This is a genomic window from Vagococcus fluvialis, from assembly GCF_003337315.1.
Taxonomy (GTDB): domain Bacteria; phylum Bacillota; class Bacilli; order Lactobacillales; family Vagococcaceae; genus Vagococcus; species Vagococcus fluvialis.
In genome coordinates, this window is the sequence record NZ_QPJV01000005.1 from 41,790 (window position 1) to 58,348 (window position 16,559).

16 protein-coding genes are annotated in these 16,559 nt (G+C 29.1%); all 16 read right to left on the reverse strand.

Annotated features, from left to right (window positions below; genetic code table 11):
* Positions 1-15 precede the first annotated feature (15 nt).
* A complete protein-coding gene (locus DFR54_RS06460; RefSeq protein WP_114289535.1) occupies positions 16-936 on the reverse strand; it encodes an LCP family glycopolymer transferase in 921 nt (306 codons plus the stop codon).
* A gap of 1 nt (position 937) precedes the next feature.
* Entirely contained in the window at positions 938-1,786 is an 849-nt protein-coding gene (gene rfbD, locus DFR54_RS06465) for a dTDP-4-dehydrorhamnose reductase (RefSeq protein WP_114289536.1), read from the reverse strand.
* A gap of 2 nt (positions 1,787-1,788) precedes the next feature.
* Entirely contained in the window at positions 1,789-2,817 is a 1,029-nt protein-coding gene (rfbB, locus tag DFR54_RS06470) for a dTDP-glucose 4,6-dehydratase (protein WP_114289537.1), read from the reverse strand.
* Position 2,818: 1 nt separating this feature from the next.
* On the reverse strand, positions 2,819-3,400 hold the full coding sequence (gene rfbC, locus DFR54_RS06475; RefSeq protein ID WP_114289538.1) for a dTDP-4-dehydrorhamnose 3,5-epimerase: 582 nt from the start codon (positions 3,398-3,400) through the stop codon (positions 2,819-2,821).
* A 7-nt stretch (positions 3,401-3,407) separates the two neighbouring features.
* On the reverse strand, positions 3,408-4,274 hold the full coding sequence (gene rfbA / locus DFR54_RS06480) for a glucose-1-phosphate thymidylyltransferase RfbA (RefSeq protein ID WP_114289539.1): 867 nt from the start codon (positions 4,272-4,274) through the stop codon (positions 3,408-3,410).
* Between the two features lie 117 nt (positions 4,275-4,391).
* Positions 4,392-5,558 (reverse strand): nucleotide sugar dehydrogenase, encoded by a 1,167-nt coding sequence (locus tag DFR54_RS06485; protein WP_086341372.1) that lies wholly within the window; start codon positions 5,556-5,558, stop codon positions 4,392-4,394.
* A 40-nt stretch (positions 5,559-5,598) separates the two neighbouring features.
* On the reverse strand, positions 5,599-6,558 hold the full coding sequence (locus DFR54_RS06490) for a N(5)-(carboxyethyl)ornithine synthase (RefSeq protein ID WP_114289540.1): 960 nt from the start codon (positions 6,556-6,558) through the stop codon (positions 5,599-5,601).
* 61 nt (positions 6,559-6,619) lie between these two features.
* Positions 6,620-7,489 carry an ATP-grasp fold amidoligase family protein gene (locus DFR54_RS06495; protein WP_114289541.1) on the reverse strand — a complete coding sequence of 290 codons (870 nt, stop codon included), beginning with the start codon at positions 7,487-7,489 and terminating at the stop codon, positions 6,620-6,622.
* Positions 7,489-8,907 carry an oligosaccharide flippase family protein gene (locus tag DFR54_RS06500; RefSeq protein WP_114289542.1) on the reverse strand — a complete coding sequence of 473 codons (1,419 nt, stop codon included), beginning with the start codon at positions 8,905-8,907 and terminating at the stop codon, positions 7,489-7,491. The genes DFR54_RS06495 and DFR54_RS06500 overlap by 1 nt, the downstream gene beginning before the upstream one ends.
* Positions 8,908-9,070: 163 nt before the next feature.
* The gene (locus DFR54_RS06505; protein WP_114289543.1) at positions 9,071-10,093 is read right to left on the reverse strand and encodes a hypothetical protein; all 1,023 of its coding nucleotides are present in this window, start codon (positions 10,091-10,093) and stop codon (positions 9,071-9,073) included.
* An 18-nt stretch (positions 10,094-10,111) separates the two neighbouring features.
* The gene (locus DFR54_RS06510; RefSeq protein WP_114289544.1) at positions 10,112-11,140 is read right to left on the reverse strand and encodes an EpsG family protein; all 1,029 of its coding nucleotides are present in this window, start codon (positions 11,138-11,140) and stop codon (positions 10,112-10,114) included.
* Positions 11,133-12,077, reverse strand: a complete 945-nt coding sequence (locus tag DFR54_RS06515) for a glycosyltransferase family 2 protein (RefSeq protein ID WP_114289545.1) — start codon at positions 12,075-12,077, stop codon at positions 11,133-11,135. The genes DFR54_RS06510 and DFR54_RS06515 overlap by 8 nt, the downstream gene beginning before the upstream one ends.
* Positions 12,074-13,225, reverse strand: coding sequence for a glycosyltransferase family protein (locus tag DFR54_RS06520; RefSeq protein ID WP_114289546.1), 1,152 nt, complete (start codon positions 13,223-13,225; stop codon positions 12,074-12,076). The genes DFR54_RS06515 and DFR54_RS06520 overlap by 4 nt, the downstream gene beginning before the upstream one ends.
* A complete protein-coding gene (locus tag DFR54_RS06525) occupies positions 13,222-14,115 on the reverse strand; it encodes an NAD-dependent epimerase/dehydratase family protein (protein WP_114289547.1) in 894 nt (297 codons plus the stop codon). The genes DFR54_RS06520 and DFR54_RS06525 overlap by 4 nt, the downstream gene beginning before the upstream one ends.
* Positions 14,116-14,121: 6 nt before the next feature.
* Positions 14,122-14,736, reverse strand: a complete 615-nt coding sequence (locus DFR54_RS06530; RefSeq protein ID WP_114289548.1) for a sugar transferase — start codon at positions 14,734-14,736, stop codon at positions 14,122-14,124.
* 2 nt (positions 14,737-14,738) lie between these two features.
* A complete protein-coding gene (locus DFR54_RS06535; RefSeq protein ID WP_114289549.1) occupies positions 14,739-16,556 on the reverse strand; it encodes a polysaccharide biosynthesis protein in 1,818 nt (605 codons plus the stop codon).
* Positions 16,557-16,559: the final 3 nt, after the last annotated feature.

Sequence of the window (16,559 nt, forward strand, 5' to 3'; positions counted from 1 at the left end):
TAATCGGTTTTCTTTTTATTTTCTACCTAATTGTTGGTCTAACAGTAGTTGAACTCTTGCTAATTCTTCATCAGGTATTATTTGATAAGAAATCTCATCAATCATCTCACCATTACCATGTAATGTTTCTTGGTCAATAGTTGTAAATGAATTTCTATAATCTTTAGCAATTTTAAACATCTCATCTGGCTCTAAATCTGTTTTCATATTAGACTCAATAGCATTCAGTATTTGCTTATACTTTGTCACACCACTGAAACTAAGTGATTTATTAGCAATCCCTTTGATAACATCTTGTTGCCTTACTTGACGGCCGTAGTCACCATTAGGATCTTCATAACGCATTCTTGTGTAAGCTAAAGCTTGCTCACCATTTAAGGCTGTTTTACCTGCTGGGAAAGTGAATCCTTCTTGTGTAAATTCAAATTTATTGTCAACAACAACGCCATCAACAGCGTCCACTAAATCTTTTAAGCCTTGCATATTAATCCAAGCATAGTGATCTAACTTAATATCTAGGAATTTTTCTATAGAGTCCATTGCCATTTTTTCTTGTCCATAAGCATAAGCATGAGCTGCTTTTTCAACAGTCCCGTGCCCAACCATTTCCATACGAGTATCACGAGGAATACTGATTAAAGTGGTTTTATTTTCATTAGGGTTAACTGTAGCAACTAAAATAGTATCGGAGCGACCGACATCATCACGACCAAAATCACCAGTGTCTAATCCTAATAGTAGAACTGAAAAAGATTTTCCCTCTGCTACACTAGTAGTAGCTTCACGGCCCTCTACTTTTTGACTTACTTTACTAGCAGTGCTTTTAACATCAAAATAAGTTTTAGCTAAAAAAGCACCTGTACCAAGTATTATTAGAAGTAACACACTTAATAATATTAATAGAAATTTTTTAATTGGACTTTTTTTTCTTTTCATTTTATTTACCTAATCTTTCTATAAAAGCATTCAATGCCTCTTGCCATGTCGGGATTACAAAGCCTGTTTGTTTAGTCTTACTTAGATCTAAAACTGAATATTTAGGACGTTCTGCTTTTTGTGGAAATTCCTCAGATGTCACTGGTAATAGTTCTAGTTGTTCCTCTTTAAGAATTTCCTTCGCAAATTCATACCATGTACATGAATTATCATTTGATAAATGATACACACCAGACTCTATATTTTCTGTTGTTGCATAGATCATAAACTCCGCTAAAGTTCTGGTCCAAGTTGGTCTACCCACTTGATCATTAACAATAGACAATTTATCCATTGTTTTAGCTAGTCGCTGCATTGTATAAACAAAGTTTGCCCCGTATTGACCAAATACCCAAGAGGTTCTAATGATGTAATAATGACTGTCTCCCATAATCTCTTTAACAATTTGTTCACCTAATAATTTAGCGTGACCATATTCGTTTAAAGGATTAGTTTTTGCATTAACATCGTATTCTCCATTAGTCAAAGTTCCATCAAACACATAGTCAGTACTGATATAAACTAATGTGGCTCCTACTTCTTTTGCCCCAAGAGCCACATATTCAGTTCCAGTCACATTGACTAAGTGATTCATCTCTTTACCGTCATCTTCTGCCTTGTCCACAGCCGTGTAGGCAGCACAGTGATAAATAATATCAGGTTTTACTTCTTTGATATAACTCATTGTTTTTTCTTTATTCGTAATGTCTAAACTTGTTGAATTCGTTGCCACGTAAGGGATACTTTTTTCATCCAGTAAATGACATAATTCTTGCCCTAATTGGCCTAAACTTCCCGTAATTAGTATCATTGTTATTGTCCTTTTTTAGCATAATTAGCTTCTACTGATTGCTTTTCTTCTTCCCACCAGTCACTATTTTCAGTGTACCAAGCAATTGTTTCCTTTAATCCCGCTTCAAAGTCTGTAAATTCTGGTGTCCAACCTAGTTCTTCTCTTAATTTAGTTGAATCAATGGCATAACGTAAGTCATGACCTACACGGTCATTCACATGTTCATAAGCCTCTTTTGGTTGTCCCATTAACTCTAACATTAACTCCATAACTGATTTATTATCCATCTCACCATCAGCACCGATTAAATAAGTTTCACCAATTTCTCCCTTTTGTAAAATTGTCCAAACAGCTGAGGAATGATCGTTGGTATGAATCCAGTCACGGACATTTTCACCTGTTCCATACAATTTTGGGGTAATGCCTTTTAGAATATTGGTAATTTGTCTCGGTATAAATTTCTCAATGTGTTGGTAAGGACCATAGTTATTAGAACAGTTAGAAATAGTTGCTTTTAAGCCAAACGATCTCACCCACGCACGAACTAATAAATCAGAACCTGCTTTTGTTGATGAATAAGGGCTTGATGGGTTATAAGGCGTTTCTGCAGTAAATTTCTCGCCCACACCTTCCCCACCACCTGGTAAGTCTTTTCTTAGAGGTAAGTCACCATACACTTCATCTGTTGACACATGATGGTATCTCACATCGTATTTACGACAAGCTTCTAATAAAGCGTATGTTCCAATAATATTTGTTTGTAGAAATGGATAAGGATCATTTAAAGAATTATCATTATGCGATTCAGCGGCATAATGCACAACTGCATCTGCTTCTTTGACTAATGAATCTACTAGTTCCATATCAGCTACGTCCCCCACAACTAGCTTCACTCTATCAGTAGGAAGTCCTTCTAAATTTTTTTCATTTCCAGCATAAGTTAATTTATCTAAAACGGTGATATGAACCTCTGGAAAGTTATTGGCAACATAGTGGACAAAGTTAGAACCAATAAAACCAGCGCCACCAGTAACAATAATATTTTTCATTTTACAGGCCTCCATAAACAAATGTATTATTTTTGATATACTCTTCAAAAGTTGGATGGTTTTTATCCTTGTCGGATAAAATAGCTTTATTTACATCAATGGGCCAGTCAATTCCTAAACCTGCATCATCAAAAGCAATTCCCGCATCTGCTTCAGCATTGTAATAACCATCACACTTGTAAACAAAATTCACATCAGGTGTCAAAGTTAGAAAGCCATGAGCAAATCCTTTAGGGACTAATAATTGTCTTTGATTTGAGGCAGATAGAATAAAACCTTCCCATTTACCAAAAGTAGGACTTCCCTCTCTCATATCTACAATCACATCATATACACAACCTGTAATCACACGAATTAATTTTGTTTGAGCAGCATCACCTTCTTGGAAATGTAATCCACGTAGGACTCCTGCTTCAACTGAAAGAGACTGATTGTCTTGAATAAAATTAAACTCTAATCCAGCTTCTTTAAAATCTTTATCCGAATAGCTTTCTGTAAAGAAGCCTCTATGATCGCCAAAAACAGCTGGTTCAACAATTTTGGCATCTATTAATGTTGTTTCAGTTACTTTAATTTTCCCCATGTATTCATTATCCTTTCGCTAGTCTGATTAAGTACTGACCGTATTGATTTTTCTTAAGCGGTTCGGCTAGGTCTAATAGCTCTTCTTTTGTAATATAGCCCATTCTGTATGATATTTCTTCTAAACAAGCTACTTTTAAGTTTTGTCTTTTTTCAATCGTTTCAATAAAAGTTGAAGCTTCTAATAAAGACTCGTGAGTTCCTGTATCTAACCAAGCAAATCCACGACCCATTAATTCAACTGATAAATCTCCTCTATCTAAGTAAGCTTGATTCACATCAGTGATTTCTAACTCACCACGCTCAGAAGTTTTAATATTTTTAGCAATCTCAATCACATCATTGTCATAGAAATAAAGACCAGTCACAGCATAATTTGATTTAGGTTCAACTGGTTTTTCTTCCACTGAGATAGCTTTCATATTGTCATCAAACTCAACAACTCCAAAACGCTCTGGGTCGTTCACATGATAGCCAAAAACTGTCGCTCCAGTCTTCTTAGATGAAGCGTTTTGAAGCATCTTAGATAAGCCGCCACCATAATAAATATTGTCTCCTAAAATAAGACAGACTGAGTCATCTCCAATAAACTCTTCCCCAATAATAAAGGCCTGAGCTAATCCGTCTGGACTTTCTTGAACAGCATATTCTATATTTATACCAAGCTCCGAGCCATTACCTAATAGCTCTTCAAATCTTGGTGTGTCTTGTGGTGTTGAAATCACTAAAATATCTTTAATACCAGCCAACATTAAAACTGATAGTGGATAATAAATCATTGGTTTATCGTAAATTGGCATTAATTGTTTTGATGTTGCTTTTGTAAGAGGATACAGACGCGTGCCTGAACCTCCTGCCAGAATAATTCCTTTCATCATACCTTCTCCATTCTAAATAATTTCATCATTAATTATAAATTAAGATCACTGTACTTAATTACATAAATAAAAATGATTAGCCTTTACAACAAGATTAAAGCTAATCATTTTTTACTAATCCCGTTTAAAAATATCTCTTGTATAAACTTTCTTCATAATATCTTCTAATTCATCTTCAAAACGGTTCGTTACAACAACATCACATATTTTTTTAAACTCATCCAAATCTTTTACAACAGTTGAATTAAAAAACATTTCTTCTTTTAAAGTTGGCTCATAAACTACTACTTCAATTCCTTTTGCTTTGATTCGTTTCATTATCCCTTGGATAGATGAGTATCTAAAATTATCTGAATTAGCCTTCATTGTTAATCTATAGATTCCTACTACTTCAGGATTTTTAGCCAAAATTTGATCCGCTATAAAATCTTTTCTTGTTCTGTTTGAATCAACAATTGCTCCAATAATATTATTGGGAACTTGATCATAGTTAGCTAATAACTGTTTTGTATCTTTTGGTAAACAGTAGCCTCCGTAACCAAATGAGGGATTATTATAATGAGAACCAATTCTTGGATCTAAACTTACTCCAGCTATTATTTGCTTAGCATCTAGTCCACGTGACTCTGCATATGTATCTAGTTCATTAAAATAAGAAACTCGTAAAGCTAAGTATGTATTAGCAAATAACTTAATAGCTTCCGCTTCTGTTGAATCTGTATATAAAACAGGCACCTCTTTTTTATAGGAGTTACGTAATAAAGCATTTGCAAACTTTTCAGCTCTTTCTGATTTTTCACCTACAACAATTCTTGATGGGTGTAAGTTATCATATAACGCTTTTCCCTCTCTTAGAAATTCAGGTGAGAAGATAATATTATCGGTACCAAATTTTTCTTTTAATTCTTTAGTATAGCCAACAGGGATAGTTGACTTAATAACAAATAAACTTTCTGGTTTAATTGCTAATGCTTTTTTGATTACATCTTCTACAGTAGAAGTATTGAAGTAATTTTTCTTTTCATCGTAATCTGTAGGTGTAGCTATTATACAGTAATCTGCATGTTTTACCGCCAGCTCAAAATCAGACGTAAATTCAATACTCATCTGACTTTTATTCATAAATTTTTTAATTTCATCATCAACTATTGTTGTCTCTTTCTTTCTAAGTCTATCTATCTTCTCTTCAATTATATCATAGGCAACAACATTCTCATTTTGGGCAAGTAGTAGACTATTAGCTAATCCCACATATCCTAATCCAAAAACTGATATATTCATCCATGTTCTCTCCTTTTATTAACTTGTTAACTCAGTTAATTCACATCCTATTTTGATATTCATTTATTCTATTATCAATTATATTTCCTTTATCAATAATTAAAGCACCAATTAAAGTTTGAGAGTACTCTTCTAACAACAATTCATTCAGAAAATTACAAATTACACTAGAATTATCTTCAGAAAAAGTTTTATAAAATAGCGATGGTGTGTGATCAACTACATAATGTAAAACTCCGTCTACACTATAAACTGGGTTTTCAATTGTTGTTGGTTTCGAACTTTCGATACCTCCATTTTCATCACAACTAACGTCAACTATCATTGCTCCTTTTTTCATTTTCATTAAATCTTTTTTATAAATAATATGATCTTTCCGCTTGGTGTCCCATAAGACACAATTTATTATAACATCATAATTATGTATATTTTCCCTTAAATATTCTTCTTCTTTTCTTCCAATTTGTTCAACTTCTGATCCAAGATTACTAAGAACTTTATATGCTCCTCGAGCGGTGTTACCTCTACCAATAATAATAGATTTTGTATTATACGGCATTTTCCCAAAAATTTGATAAGCATGTAATATTGCAGCTTCACCTGCAAGTTCATTATTTCTCCAAAAAAGATGTCTTCCTTTCTCAAACATATCTTCCCAAGCAAATGCTGTAATTTTATTTTTTATCAAAACATCAGTTATGTCTTTATTTTGAACAGCGTGTACCCATCCAAAAATTGTTTGGGTAGATTTTAGTTCATTTAAGTACTCCGCATCACCTATTTTAGGATCACAAATTATATCTTGATTCAATACTGTTTTTCTATCAGTTATATTTACTCCAAAATCTAAATACTCATCATCAGTGTATCCTAATACTTTCCCATAACCTTTTTCAAAAAATAAATTTTCAGGGTTTACAATATTTTTAATATCTCTAGGTACAATAGCTCTTCTATATTCATTTTCTTTTTTACTTATAGGAAATCCAATTGTCTTCATTCTCATTCATCCTATTCTATATTATTCTCCTAAATTTCAACTTATTTACTTTAATTACTGATTAATCCAAATTCAGTAATGAACCAAAAATATAGTCAACCTCTTCTAATCTGTCGGTATCAAGACCTGCTCCTGGAGAAAAAGTTAACTCTCCAAAATATATCTTATTGTTTTCTGAATACAAATCCACTCTTACAAATTTAAAAGGTTTTGATAATTTTTCCGAAATGGCTAACATTTGTTTAAAATTATTAGGTAAATTAATTTTTTGTTTACTTTTTATTGCTTCTTTACTATCATCACTAAAAGGTATCAAATCCCCGTTAGTATCAAAATAGTAAAATTTAGTTTTATCACTTGAACGTTCTTCACAACTCATAATATAATGGGCTTTTCCGTGAAAACAATATATTTTATAATCATTGGGTACTGTACCTATCTCTGGTTCAATAAACTTTTCAATTAATATTTTCTTATTTATCTTTTTATATTGCATTTCTGAAGAGTATTTCCAAAAATCGTGTTTCATCCACTTTTCTATTTGTGAAATACTATTATTTATATCCAGTTTTTCTTTGTTTGTGCATACTAAATTATATCCAGCTCCATGATTCATTTTTAATACAAACTTACTAGGTAATAAAGCCCAATCTATGTCATTAGGGTTGTCCCAAACTCCATATAGTTCATTTAAAATTTTTGGCTCAATTTTTTCAATATATGATCGAACTTTGACTTTATCTGCACACTGTATTATCAAATCATCATGTTCATATGAATTTAATTTTAACCAATTAATTTTTTCATTTAAAGTTATCGGGTTACTTAAATCTATTTTCTTATTAAATGCTTTAAAATAAGAAAATTTAATTGCTAGTATGGGTGAAACATTGGATAGGAAGAAGTAATTAAGTCTAAAAACCCACTTCATTAAATAATACCTTCTTTCTTCAAATTAAATAAAATATTCTTTTTTAGTATATAAGTTGACAACATATATATTATTATGCCTATTACCACTTGTATAAGAGTTGTTGTAATTGATGCTGTCATTTCTTTTGTTAAAATATATGTAATTCCTAACATTAATAAACCTGAAAAAAAGTACGCTGAAATATTCCTTAGTTTAAATTTAAAATTTGAATTTTTTAATACATCCTTAATTCTTACAGCAGTAACTGTAAATTCTGAAATTAAAGTTGCTATTATTGCTCCCCAAATACCTATACTTGGTAATAATAATAAATTAATAACTACACTAACAAAAGCAGCAATTATTACAGATATATTGAATTGTTTAATATTGTTTTTAGGCATTAAAAATTGCCTTACTAAAGATATTCCTAATGGCATTATCACTATCAGAGGTGCTAGAATTGGTATTGTTTTATTTAAGTATGTAAATTCTTCTCCATAAAACCATGGAATTATTTTAGAATTAGTTAAAATAATTCCAAACATTAACGGAATTGAGAAAAACAATTGTAAATCTATTGTTTTCTCCATTAATTTTATTAAAGAATCTTCTTCCTCATTTGTAAACAAACTAGTCATATAAGGCATCAATACTGTATCTAAAACTCCAATTAGCACAACTATCATTGTTATTAACTGTAATGAGTTACTATACAATCCAACGGCAGCTGTCGTTACAAAAATTCCTAATAGCGTTTTATTCATTGTAGTATATAAAGTGATTGATATTTTTCCAATAAAAAAGTTTAAAGCTGGTTTTAAATGACTTAATGAACCTGATAATGTTGGTTTTATCCAAATCACTTTTTCTTTAAGGAAAATCCACAAGGAGATATTAGAAATTAAAATACTCAAACTTTGTATTAAGAAATATATTACAAGATCATCTTTTTGATTTATAAAAATTAATATTGATAAAAATGAAATAATTTTTATTCCTATATTGATTAGAGATATATGTTTAAAATCTTGTATCCCATAATAAAACCATGAAATATCAAATAAAGTAGCCAATAATGAAATACCAGATAAAACATAATATACTTTATTATCAACAATTAATAAAAATAAGGTATAGATAATTACTGCAATACAAACAATAATTATATTAAAAAATTCTAATTCCCAAAACTTTTTGGATCTACTTTCCTTTGATTCTTTAACGGTTGCAATTTCTCTTATTCCGTATGTTGCTAATCCTAATCCAGCAAAAAGAATGAAATAAGAAACTATAGATGTGATATAGTTATATATTCCTACTCCTTCGACTCCTAAAGCATGAGATACAATAGGAATGGTGATAATCGGTAATATTATTATAGTAACTTGGTACAATCCTTGATATAAAAAATTTTCTATTATTTTTTTATTCATAAATTTTCTCTTTCTAAAATCTAAAGAAGATTTTTTATTCTTTTACAAACACTTTTTCAAAATATTTTTTTCTACGATTTAGAAGTATAGTTCTCCATTATATGAATATTATAAGCTATATTTGGAGTATATCTTTAAATACTAAATCCAAATCTTGTCTAATTCACTTTAAACTATTAATAAATTCTTCAATATCCATAGAGAAATTATCCTTTTGATGAATTACCTTATTTCTATATACATCAAAATTAGAAAAATTATTAACGTAGTTTTCAGTAAGTTCTAAAAGAGTTAAGCAGATATTTGGAATATTGGAATCTTTCTTTTCAAATTTAAATTTCTCAGGTATAGGAACATCTAAATTATTTCTAGAACTCCCCTCTAATCCAGTTACTATATTACAGTAATTCATTACCGCCTCTCTAGGTAATCTCTCTGGTCCTGGGAAATATCCAAAATCTATATAAACTTTTGCTTTTTTCATTAACTCAATACATTCAGAGCTTTTCATGTTTTCAATAGGAATAAATTCCATATCTAAACTATTATTTTGAGCATATTTTTTTATTTTATAAATAAATTTATTATCTTTCTTTGGATTATAAATAATTATATTTTCTTTATTGTTCATGTCTATTTCAGATTCAAAAAATTCATCACTCAAAGGACCACATAGATATTTTTTTTTAGAGTTAGGTATTTTTTTTTCATTTAAATAATTATTAATGTATTCACAATTATACAAGTGATATATATCAGCTTCATCTTCTTTAAAATTAAAAATATTCTTTTTATATTTGCGTAATGTATATAATATTATATAAGAAAATAATACTGGAATATTCTTTCTTTCAGAAAATCGCTTAGTGTATCTTGTTGGGAATTGATCTAAGTAATAATCTAAAGATAACCACCAAATGACTTTTTTTATTTTCTTCAAATTATAAAAAATCTCAGTATGAACTTCTGGGGTTATTATTAAATTATCTTCATTGTCTTCAATTTCTGTACATACTGGTACTTTATATTTTCTAAATTTTTCTGGTATATATGTTGTTTTTGTATCAATGTAATAAATATATGTCTCAAAGCCTAATTTTTGTATTTCAGAAGCTAGTTGATGTAAACTTTCCGGTCCACCAGTAACAACTGAATTCAAAGATACAATATAAATTTTTTTACTCATTTTATGCCTCTCTTCTACTTAATTCGCTTTACTAAAAAATACAATTGATTCAAGTATAGTTTTTACTACTGATTCAAATTGATTGTAATATAAAAAGAAAAAACCTGTAATTAAACTAAATAAAATAAACAAAATTTGAGATGATATGATTGAACTATTTTTTAATACCTTATATCTATAAAAAGTATTAGAAAATAATATATAATTTAATATAATGATATTTCTATATAATCTAAAGAAATTAATATCTAAAGCAATTAACGCAAATGAAAATACTATTATTATATTTATCTTTTCAATCATTTCTATCATAGAGAGCTGTTTATCAGTTAAATGATTAAATTGATTATTTAAAGCATATGCTCCTCGACTTAAATTAAAAATCAGGATTAAACTGCAAAAAAAGTAAATTATAAATAATATAGTCGTAGTGATTTTTGCATTATCCATATACACTATATATTTAGTACCATTCGGAATTAATAATAATAATTTCGGAAAAACATATTTTTGAATCACAACATAAATTCCTGTTATCGACAGAACTATATACAATAATTTTTTTTTTGAGAAAAACACTAATACAAACAGTAAATAAAAAAGAGATGTTGTGTGAAATAAAGAAGCAAATATTATTGCTACACAGTATTTAAAATATTTTTTACTGATTAAAAAAGTAATTGCATTTAATACTATCAAACTAGCTAAATAATTCCTTATTTGTACTACTTCTAAAAAAAAAGGGAATATTATATACATAATTAACACTATACTTGGATTATTCGAATATTTCACAGTAAAATTATACAATAACATCGTTGTAATAGTTCCTAGTATTATTAAAAAACCATAATAATCAAGACCTAAAAAGACAGAAAATTTCATTAGTAGAGAAAAACCTATTTCTACACCACTATATGAATAATTACCAGTTTGCGATAAGTATAAATATATATTCTCATAGTTTTTGATATCTGGATTATTTGTTGAAAATGAAAATACAATAAATATAAAGAATAGTGGAATTATTTTTATTATCTTATTCATAATAATAACTCTTTCTTTCAATCTTTTCTTTTAACAATTTACTATCAGTTAACCCCTTTTTTATACTCTTTATTTTAGTTACTTTGTTCTTCTCAAAAAATAAGATACCTAAAATATCATGAATAAAACGTTTGTACATTAGTACTTTAAATCCGTAATATTCTTTTCCATAGAGGTCAATTAATACTTTACCATTCCTAAAAATATAATATTTTCTTAGCTCTGAATGGTGATTAGGTTTTATTGTTAATCCAAACAATTTTTTTTTCTCTCTATCCCCTATTGTATGATTTAATAGCACTTCTGAAGTAGCAATGATTTTATATCCACTTTTTTTCATCCTTAAAGAATATTCCGTATCAATCTGATCTATAAAAAAATCATCGATATAAGTTCCTATCTCATTTATTACTGACATCCTCATCATACTTCCTGATGAGATTACAAATGATACTTCCATATACTTTTCATTGTTAAAAATTCTATCTTCATAAGATTTATCAGTTAAAAAAGCGTAATGTGCATATTCTTTCGTATTTCTATCAAAATAATTTGGAGCAAGTATTCCTAATTTTTCATTATAATTTGCTTCATAATCTAAAAAAGATTTTTCCATTATTGAAATATAATTATTTGGTAAGATAGTATCTTGATCAAAGAAAAAAATAAATTCATTACTCAAAGAAGTACATAATTTAATACCTTTATTTTGAGCAGTAGCTAATCCTTCATTTTTTTCTAATTTTAAAAAATGAGTTTCTTGTTCTTTCATCAATTCTTTTTCAATTTCATTTATATATAAATTATCTACCTTTGTGCCATTATCAACTACAATTAAGTGAACATTCATTTTTAATAATCCTTTTATTACATCTAGTGTTGATTCTACAGGATTATAAGTCACTAAAATAGCTGCACTTTTAATTGGATTGTTCATTTTGATCCCCTATCACTTTTATTTAACATAATTTCATCTAAAATAGCATCCATCTTCTTCTCTAAAATATTAAATGAAAATGTTTCAGTAAACATTTTACTTACATTTCTTCTCATTTTAGTATTATCGACTACTCTTGATTTAGATATTATAGTTTCAATTAGTTCATCATTACTATTAAAACTATTCACATTTACTCCAACTAAATAATCATCTACAATTTTTTCTGTATCATAAGAAATATTATTTATTATTGGAATACCATATTGAAAATAATCTAATGATTTCATAGTTAATCCGACAAAAACATCTGGTTTCATTATATTAAATGCAAATGCGCACTTTGAAAAAATTTCTCTTTTTTCCTCAAAATCATAAACTAGTCCATAATCAACATAATTAATCATATTTACATCCAACAATTTAAGAAATCTAGTCTTATTTTCTCCACCACCAATTAAATGAAAAATTATATCAATTTTCTTATTTAATTCTTTTAATATTAGGACAATATTCTCTATATCAATTATATTATTTATAGATCCTAAATAGACTAATTCAATTTTTTTATCACTTAAACACAAATTTTCAACATCAGAAATTTCTTCTCTTGTAAAATAAACTGTTTCCACCTGCCTACATAATAATTCTTCACGAATTCTATTTTCAAATAAATTACACTCAGTAATTATAAAATCTGAATCTCCGATATAATTATTTCGTAATTTTTTCCATTTTCGATAAAAACTAGTAGATGATACCCTCTTTAATGGCATCGTTTCAGGCCAAAAATCTATAACATCATATATGATTTTTACATTTCCATCTAATTTTGAAAGTTGTTTACATAATGAGTTAGGGGGAATTAATACGTGGATTAAGTCAAAATCATTATTATTTAAATATTTCAATGTTCGTTTTGAAAACATAAAGTGAGATATAATTCTTTTAATCGATATATTCTTTTTATAACCAGGTACATCAATAAGTACAGTATCTTCGTCCTTTTTCCCTATATATTGTTTTTTAAAATGTAAATAATTAGATTTAATAATAACTACTTCATTATTTCTCGATAAATAATATTTTTTCATGTCATCAATTCTATTTTGATACGTTTCAAAGCAAGAAATTATCGCAATTTTCATTTTAAATCTTTCTCACTTTCTTTAATAGATTCTTTAAATTTTTTTAAAACGTTTAATTCATTACTCTTCTCATATACCAAATTACCAAATGCTTTATTCGTCATATCACCAATCTTCCCTGGTATATAACTTAATAAATACACACTCCAATTCATGAAAGAAAATAACTTAATATCTTTTCCATGAGCTTTAGCAATTTCTTTAACCATATAACTCGTTCTGACATACTCAGAGTTTTGAGGAAAGAAAATCCCTGTTTCTTTTTCAGAATCTACCATTTCCTTAACAAAACTCATTAAATTTCCAACATATAGCATAGATCTTTCATTTGGTATATCTGGAAATACTGGCAATTTTAATGCTAATTTTCTTAGTTGAGGATAATTCCCCTTACTATTTGGCCCGTAGATCATTGGTGGTCTAATGATACAAACATTAAAATTAGTATCCGCTAATGGTTTAATTTTAATTTCACCTTGTAATTTACTATCACCATAAAAATTGGAAGGGTTTGGCTCAGTATTTTTAGTAATAACTCTTTTTTTTCTAATGCTTACATTATCTCCGTAAACAATGATTGAGCTCATATGTACAAACTGTGAAAGCTGATTTTTTCTATCTGATTTATATTTATTTGCTACTTCAAAGGTTAAATCAGTATTTACCTTATAATATAATTCTTTCTCTTCATCAGATACTTTCCCAACGTCAGCATGAGCGATTCCTGCTACATGAAAAACAGCATCATAAATAGAAAAATCTTTTCCTCTCCACTCATCTCCTCTTACAGAAATTGTTTCAACTTCATATTCTTCTTTAAACTGCTCCATATATGTTACAAAAGAAGTACCAATATAACTATTTTCGCCTGTTACTAATATTCTTTTCATTAATAGTTACTCTCCTTCTGTATCTATTTTACTTCCTGTTCCACCCTCTAGAACTCCATCTGATTTAAAGACAGATACAATCGTTCCAAAGAAACATTTTACGTCCATCGAAAAACTTTCTCTTTCTACATAATAGCCATCTAATTGAGCTTTGTAGTCAATTTCTAGTTCATCACGTCCATTAATTTGTGCCCAGCCTGTAAGACCAGGTCTAATATCATTAGCACCGTACTTATCACGTTCTTCAATTAAGTCATCTTGATTCCACAAAGCTGGTCTTGGTCCTATGACTGCCATATCACCTTTTAAAATATTAAAAAGCTGCGGCAGCTCATCTAAACTCGTTTTACGTAGAAACTTACCAACTTTAGTAATGAAAAAGTCTGAATTTTCAAGTAAGTGAGTCGGCATTTCTTTTGGTGTATCTATTTTCATGGTTCTAAATTTATAAATATTAAATAGTTTTTTATTTTTACCAACCCTCTTTTGAGTAAAGATTACTGGTCCCTTTGAATCTATTTTTATAGCTATCACCAGTATCAATAAAATTGGTGACAATACTATAATCCCTAAAAGTGATAGTAAAAAATCAACTATTCTTTTTAATCCTTTTTTGTACATACTTATTCCTCACTTGATTTATTCGCAAAATAAACTAACTCACGTGCTAAGGCTTCTTCATTATTAGGTAATGAGTTAACTTTTTTCATTACTTCTTCAAAGCTAAAGCCTTTAACATTACCAACAAAAATCTTTTCATGAACTTGATTAGCTGATTTTTCTTTATCTACTAATAATTCTTCATATAATTTTTCTCCAGGTCTGATACCTGTTTCAATGATGCCGATTTCTTCTTCTGTATAGCCACTTAATTTAATTACTTTTTTAGCTAGGTCGTAGATTTTGACAGGCTCACCCATATCTAAAATAAAAATTTCGCCACCTTTAGCTAAGGCTCCTGATTGGATAACTAAGCGACTTGCCTCAGGTATTGTCATAAAGTAACGAGTCATTCTAAAGTCAGTAACTGTTAAAGGACCACCTTTAGCGACTTGCTCTTTAAATAATGGCACAACACTTCCACGACTTCCTAATACATTTCCAAATCGAACAGCTGAGAATTTAGTAACACCCTTACCATTTAGTCCAGTAACAATCATCTCTGCTACACGTTTCGTTGCTCCCATTACATTAGGAGGATTGACAGCTTTGTCTGTTGATATCATGACAAATGATTTCACTTGATTATTTAAAGCTGCTTCAGCGACATTTTTTGTACCATAAATATTATTCTTTAAAGCTTCTGACGGATTATATTCCATTAAAGGTACATGTTTATGAGCTGCTGCGTGATAAACGATATCTGGTCTAAAATCTGCCATCACTTGGTTCATTCGATTTTCATCTCTGATTTCAGCTATAATTGGTACTATTTCAGTATTTTTATCTCTACATTTTTGTCGTAATTCTTTTTCAATTAAATAAATTGAATTTTCACCATGACCTAATAGTAATAATCGCTTAGGAGAAAATTGCATAACTTGGCGACATATTTCTGACCCAATGGAACCACCAGCACCAGTTACTAAAATAACTTGATTCGTAATTTGAGTCTTGATGATATCCATATCTAGCTTCACTTCATCTCGGCCAAGTAAATCTACTACGTCTATTTCTCTTAACTTAGTCACAGAGATTTTTCCTGTAGCTAACTCCTCTAAAGAAGGGATAGTATATAACTTCACATTTAAAGGGTTAACAACATCTAATAAATGCTCATACTGCTCAGCCGTCATTGAAGGGATTGCCACAGTCAGAGTAGTCACATCATACTCTTTAACTAACCTTGGTAAGTCATCAATACAGCCTAATACTTTTTTATCTAATAAAACTGTTTTATATTTGTTAATATCATCATCAATAAATCCCATAATATCTAAATGTGTTTTGTTACTATTATTTTTCATAGAATTATAAAGTAACTCACCAGCTTTTCCTGCCCCAATAATAAAAGCATTCTCGTCCGCATCTTCTTTTGTAAATCCTTTTCTTATTTGATTTTCGACAATTATTCGCCAAATTATTCGACTGCTTATAATCAAAACTAAAGAAATAAAATAAGATGAGATTGTTTGGTTCAAATCTGCAAAGGTACTTTTTTGCCAAACAAAAAATAATAACTCAAAGCCACTTGCTAAAGTGACTGCAAAAAAGATAGAAATAATCGAGCTAATTCCTGTATAGCGATTAATCCGATTAAACACATTAAATAGATAGCCAAATAAGGTATACAGAGTCCACTGAATAATCAGTGAGAGCACCATATACCTTCTTGAAACTGGCATCATTGAATTTAAATAGATATTACTAATTAACCCCGCAAAAATAATAATTAATGAATCGATTGATAATATGATAGTAATTTTTGTTCTTCTACTCATAAC

What these genes read in the sequence shown, in the direction of transcription:
- DFR54_RS06460 (WP_114289535.1), bottom strand. Translation starts at nt 936, where the DNA reads ATGAAAAGAAAAAAAAGTCCAATTAAAAAATTTCTATTAATATTATTA.
- rfbD (WP_114289536.1), bottom strand. Translation starts at nt 1,786, where the DNA reads ATGATACTAATTACGGGAAGTTTAGGCCAATTAGGGCAAGAATTATGT.
- rfbB (WP_114289537.1), bottom strand. Translation starts at nt 2,817, where the DNA reads ATGAAAAATATTATTGTTACTGGTGGCGCTGGTTTTATTGGTTCTAAC.
- rfbC (WP_114289538.1), bottom strand. Translation starts at nt 3,400, where the DNA reads ATGGGGAAAATTAAAGTAACTGAAACAACATTAATAGATGCCAAAATT.
- rfbA (WP_114289539.1), bottom strand. Translation starts at nt 4,274, where the DNA reads ATGAAAGGAATTATTCTGGCAGGAGGTTCAGGCACGCGTCTGTATCCT.
- DFR54_RS06485 (WP_086341372.1), bottom strand. Translation starts at nt 5,558, where the DNA reads ATGAATATATCAGTTTTTGGATTAGGATATGTGGGATTAGCTAATAGT.
- DFR54_RS06490 (WP_114289540.1), bottom strand. Translation starts at nt 6,558, where the DNA reads ATGAAGACAATTGGATTTCCTATAAGTAAAAAAGAAAATGAATATAGA.
- DFR54_RS06495 (WP_114289541.1), bottom strand. Translation starts at nt 7,489, where the DNA reads ATGAAGTGGGTTTTTAGACTTAATTACTTCTTCCTATCCAATGTTTCA.
- DFR54_RS06500 (WP_114289542.1), bottom strand. Translation starts at nt 8,907, where the DNA reads ATGAATAAAAAAATAATAGAAAATTTTTTATATCAAGGATTGTACCAA.
- DFR54_RS06505 (WP_114289543.1), bottom strand. Translation starts at nt 10,093, where the DNA reads ATGAGTAAAAAAATTTATATTGTATCTTTGAATTCAGTTGTTACTGGT.
- DFR54_RS06510 (WP_114289544.1), bottom strand. Translation starts at nt 11,140, where the DNA reads ATGAATAAGATAATAAAAATAATTCCACTATTCTTTATATTTATTGTA.
- DFR54_RS06515 (WP_114289545.1), bottom strand. Translation starts at nt 12,077, where the DNA reads ATGAACAATCCAATTAAAAGTGCAGCTATTTTAGTGACTTATAATCCT.
- DFR54_RS06520 (WP_114289546.1), bottom strand. Translation starts at nt 13,225, where the DNA reads ATGAAAATTGCGATAATTTCTTGCTTTGAAACGTATCAAAATAGAATT.
- DFR54_RS06525 (WP_114289547.1), bottom strand. Translation starts at nt 14,115, where the DNA reads ATGAAAAGAATATTAGTAACAGGCGAAAATAGTTATATTGGTACTTCT.
- DFR54_RS06530 (WP_114289548.1), bottom strand. Translation starts at nt 14,736, where the DNA reads ATGTACAAAAAAGGATTAAAAAGAATAGTTGATTTTTTACTATCACTT.
- DFR54_RS06535 (WP_114289549.1), bottom strand. Translation starts at nt 16,556, where the DNA reads ATGAGTAGAAGAACAAAAATTACTATCATATTATCAATCGATTCATTA.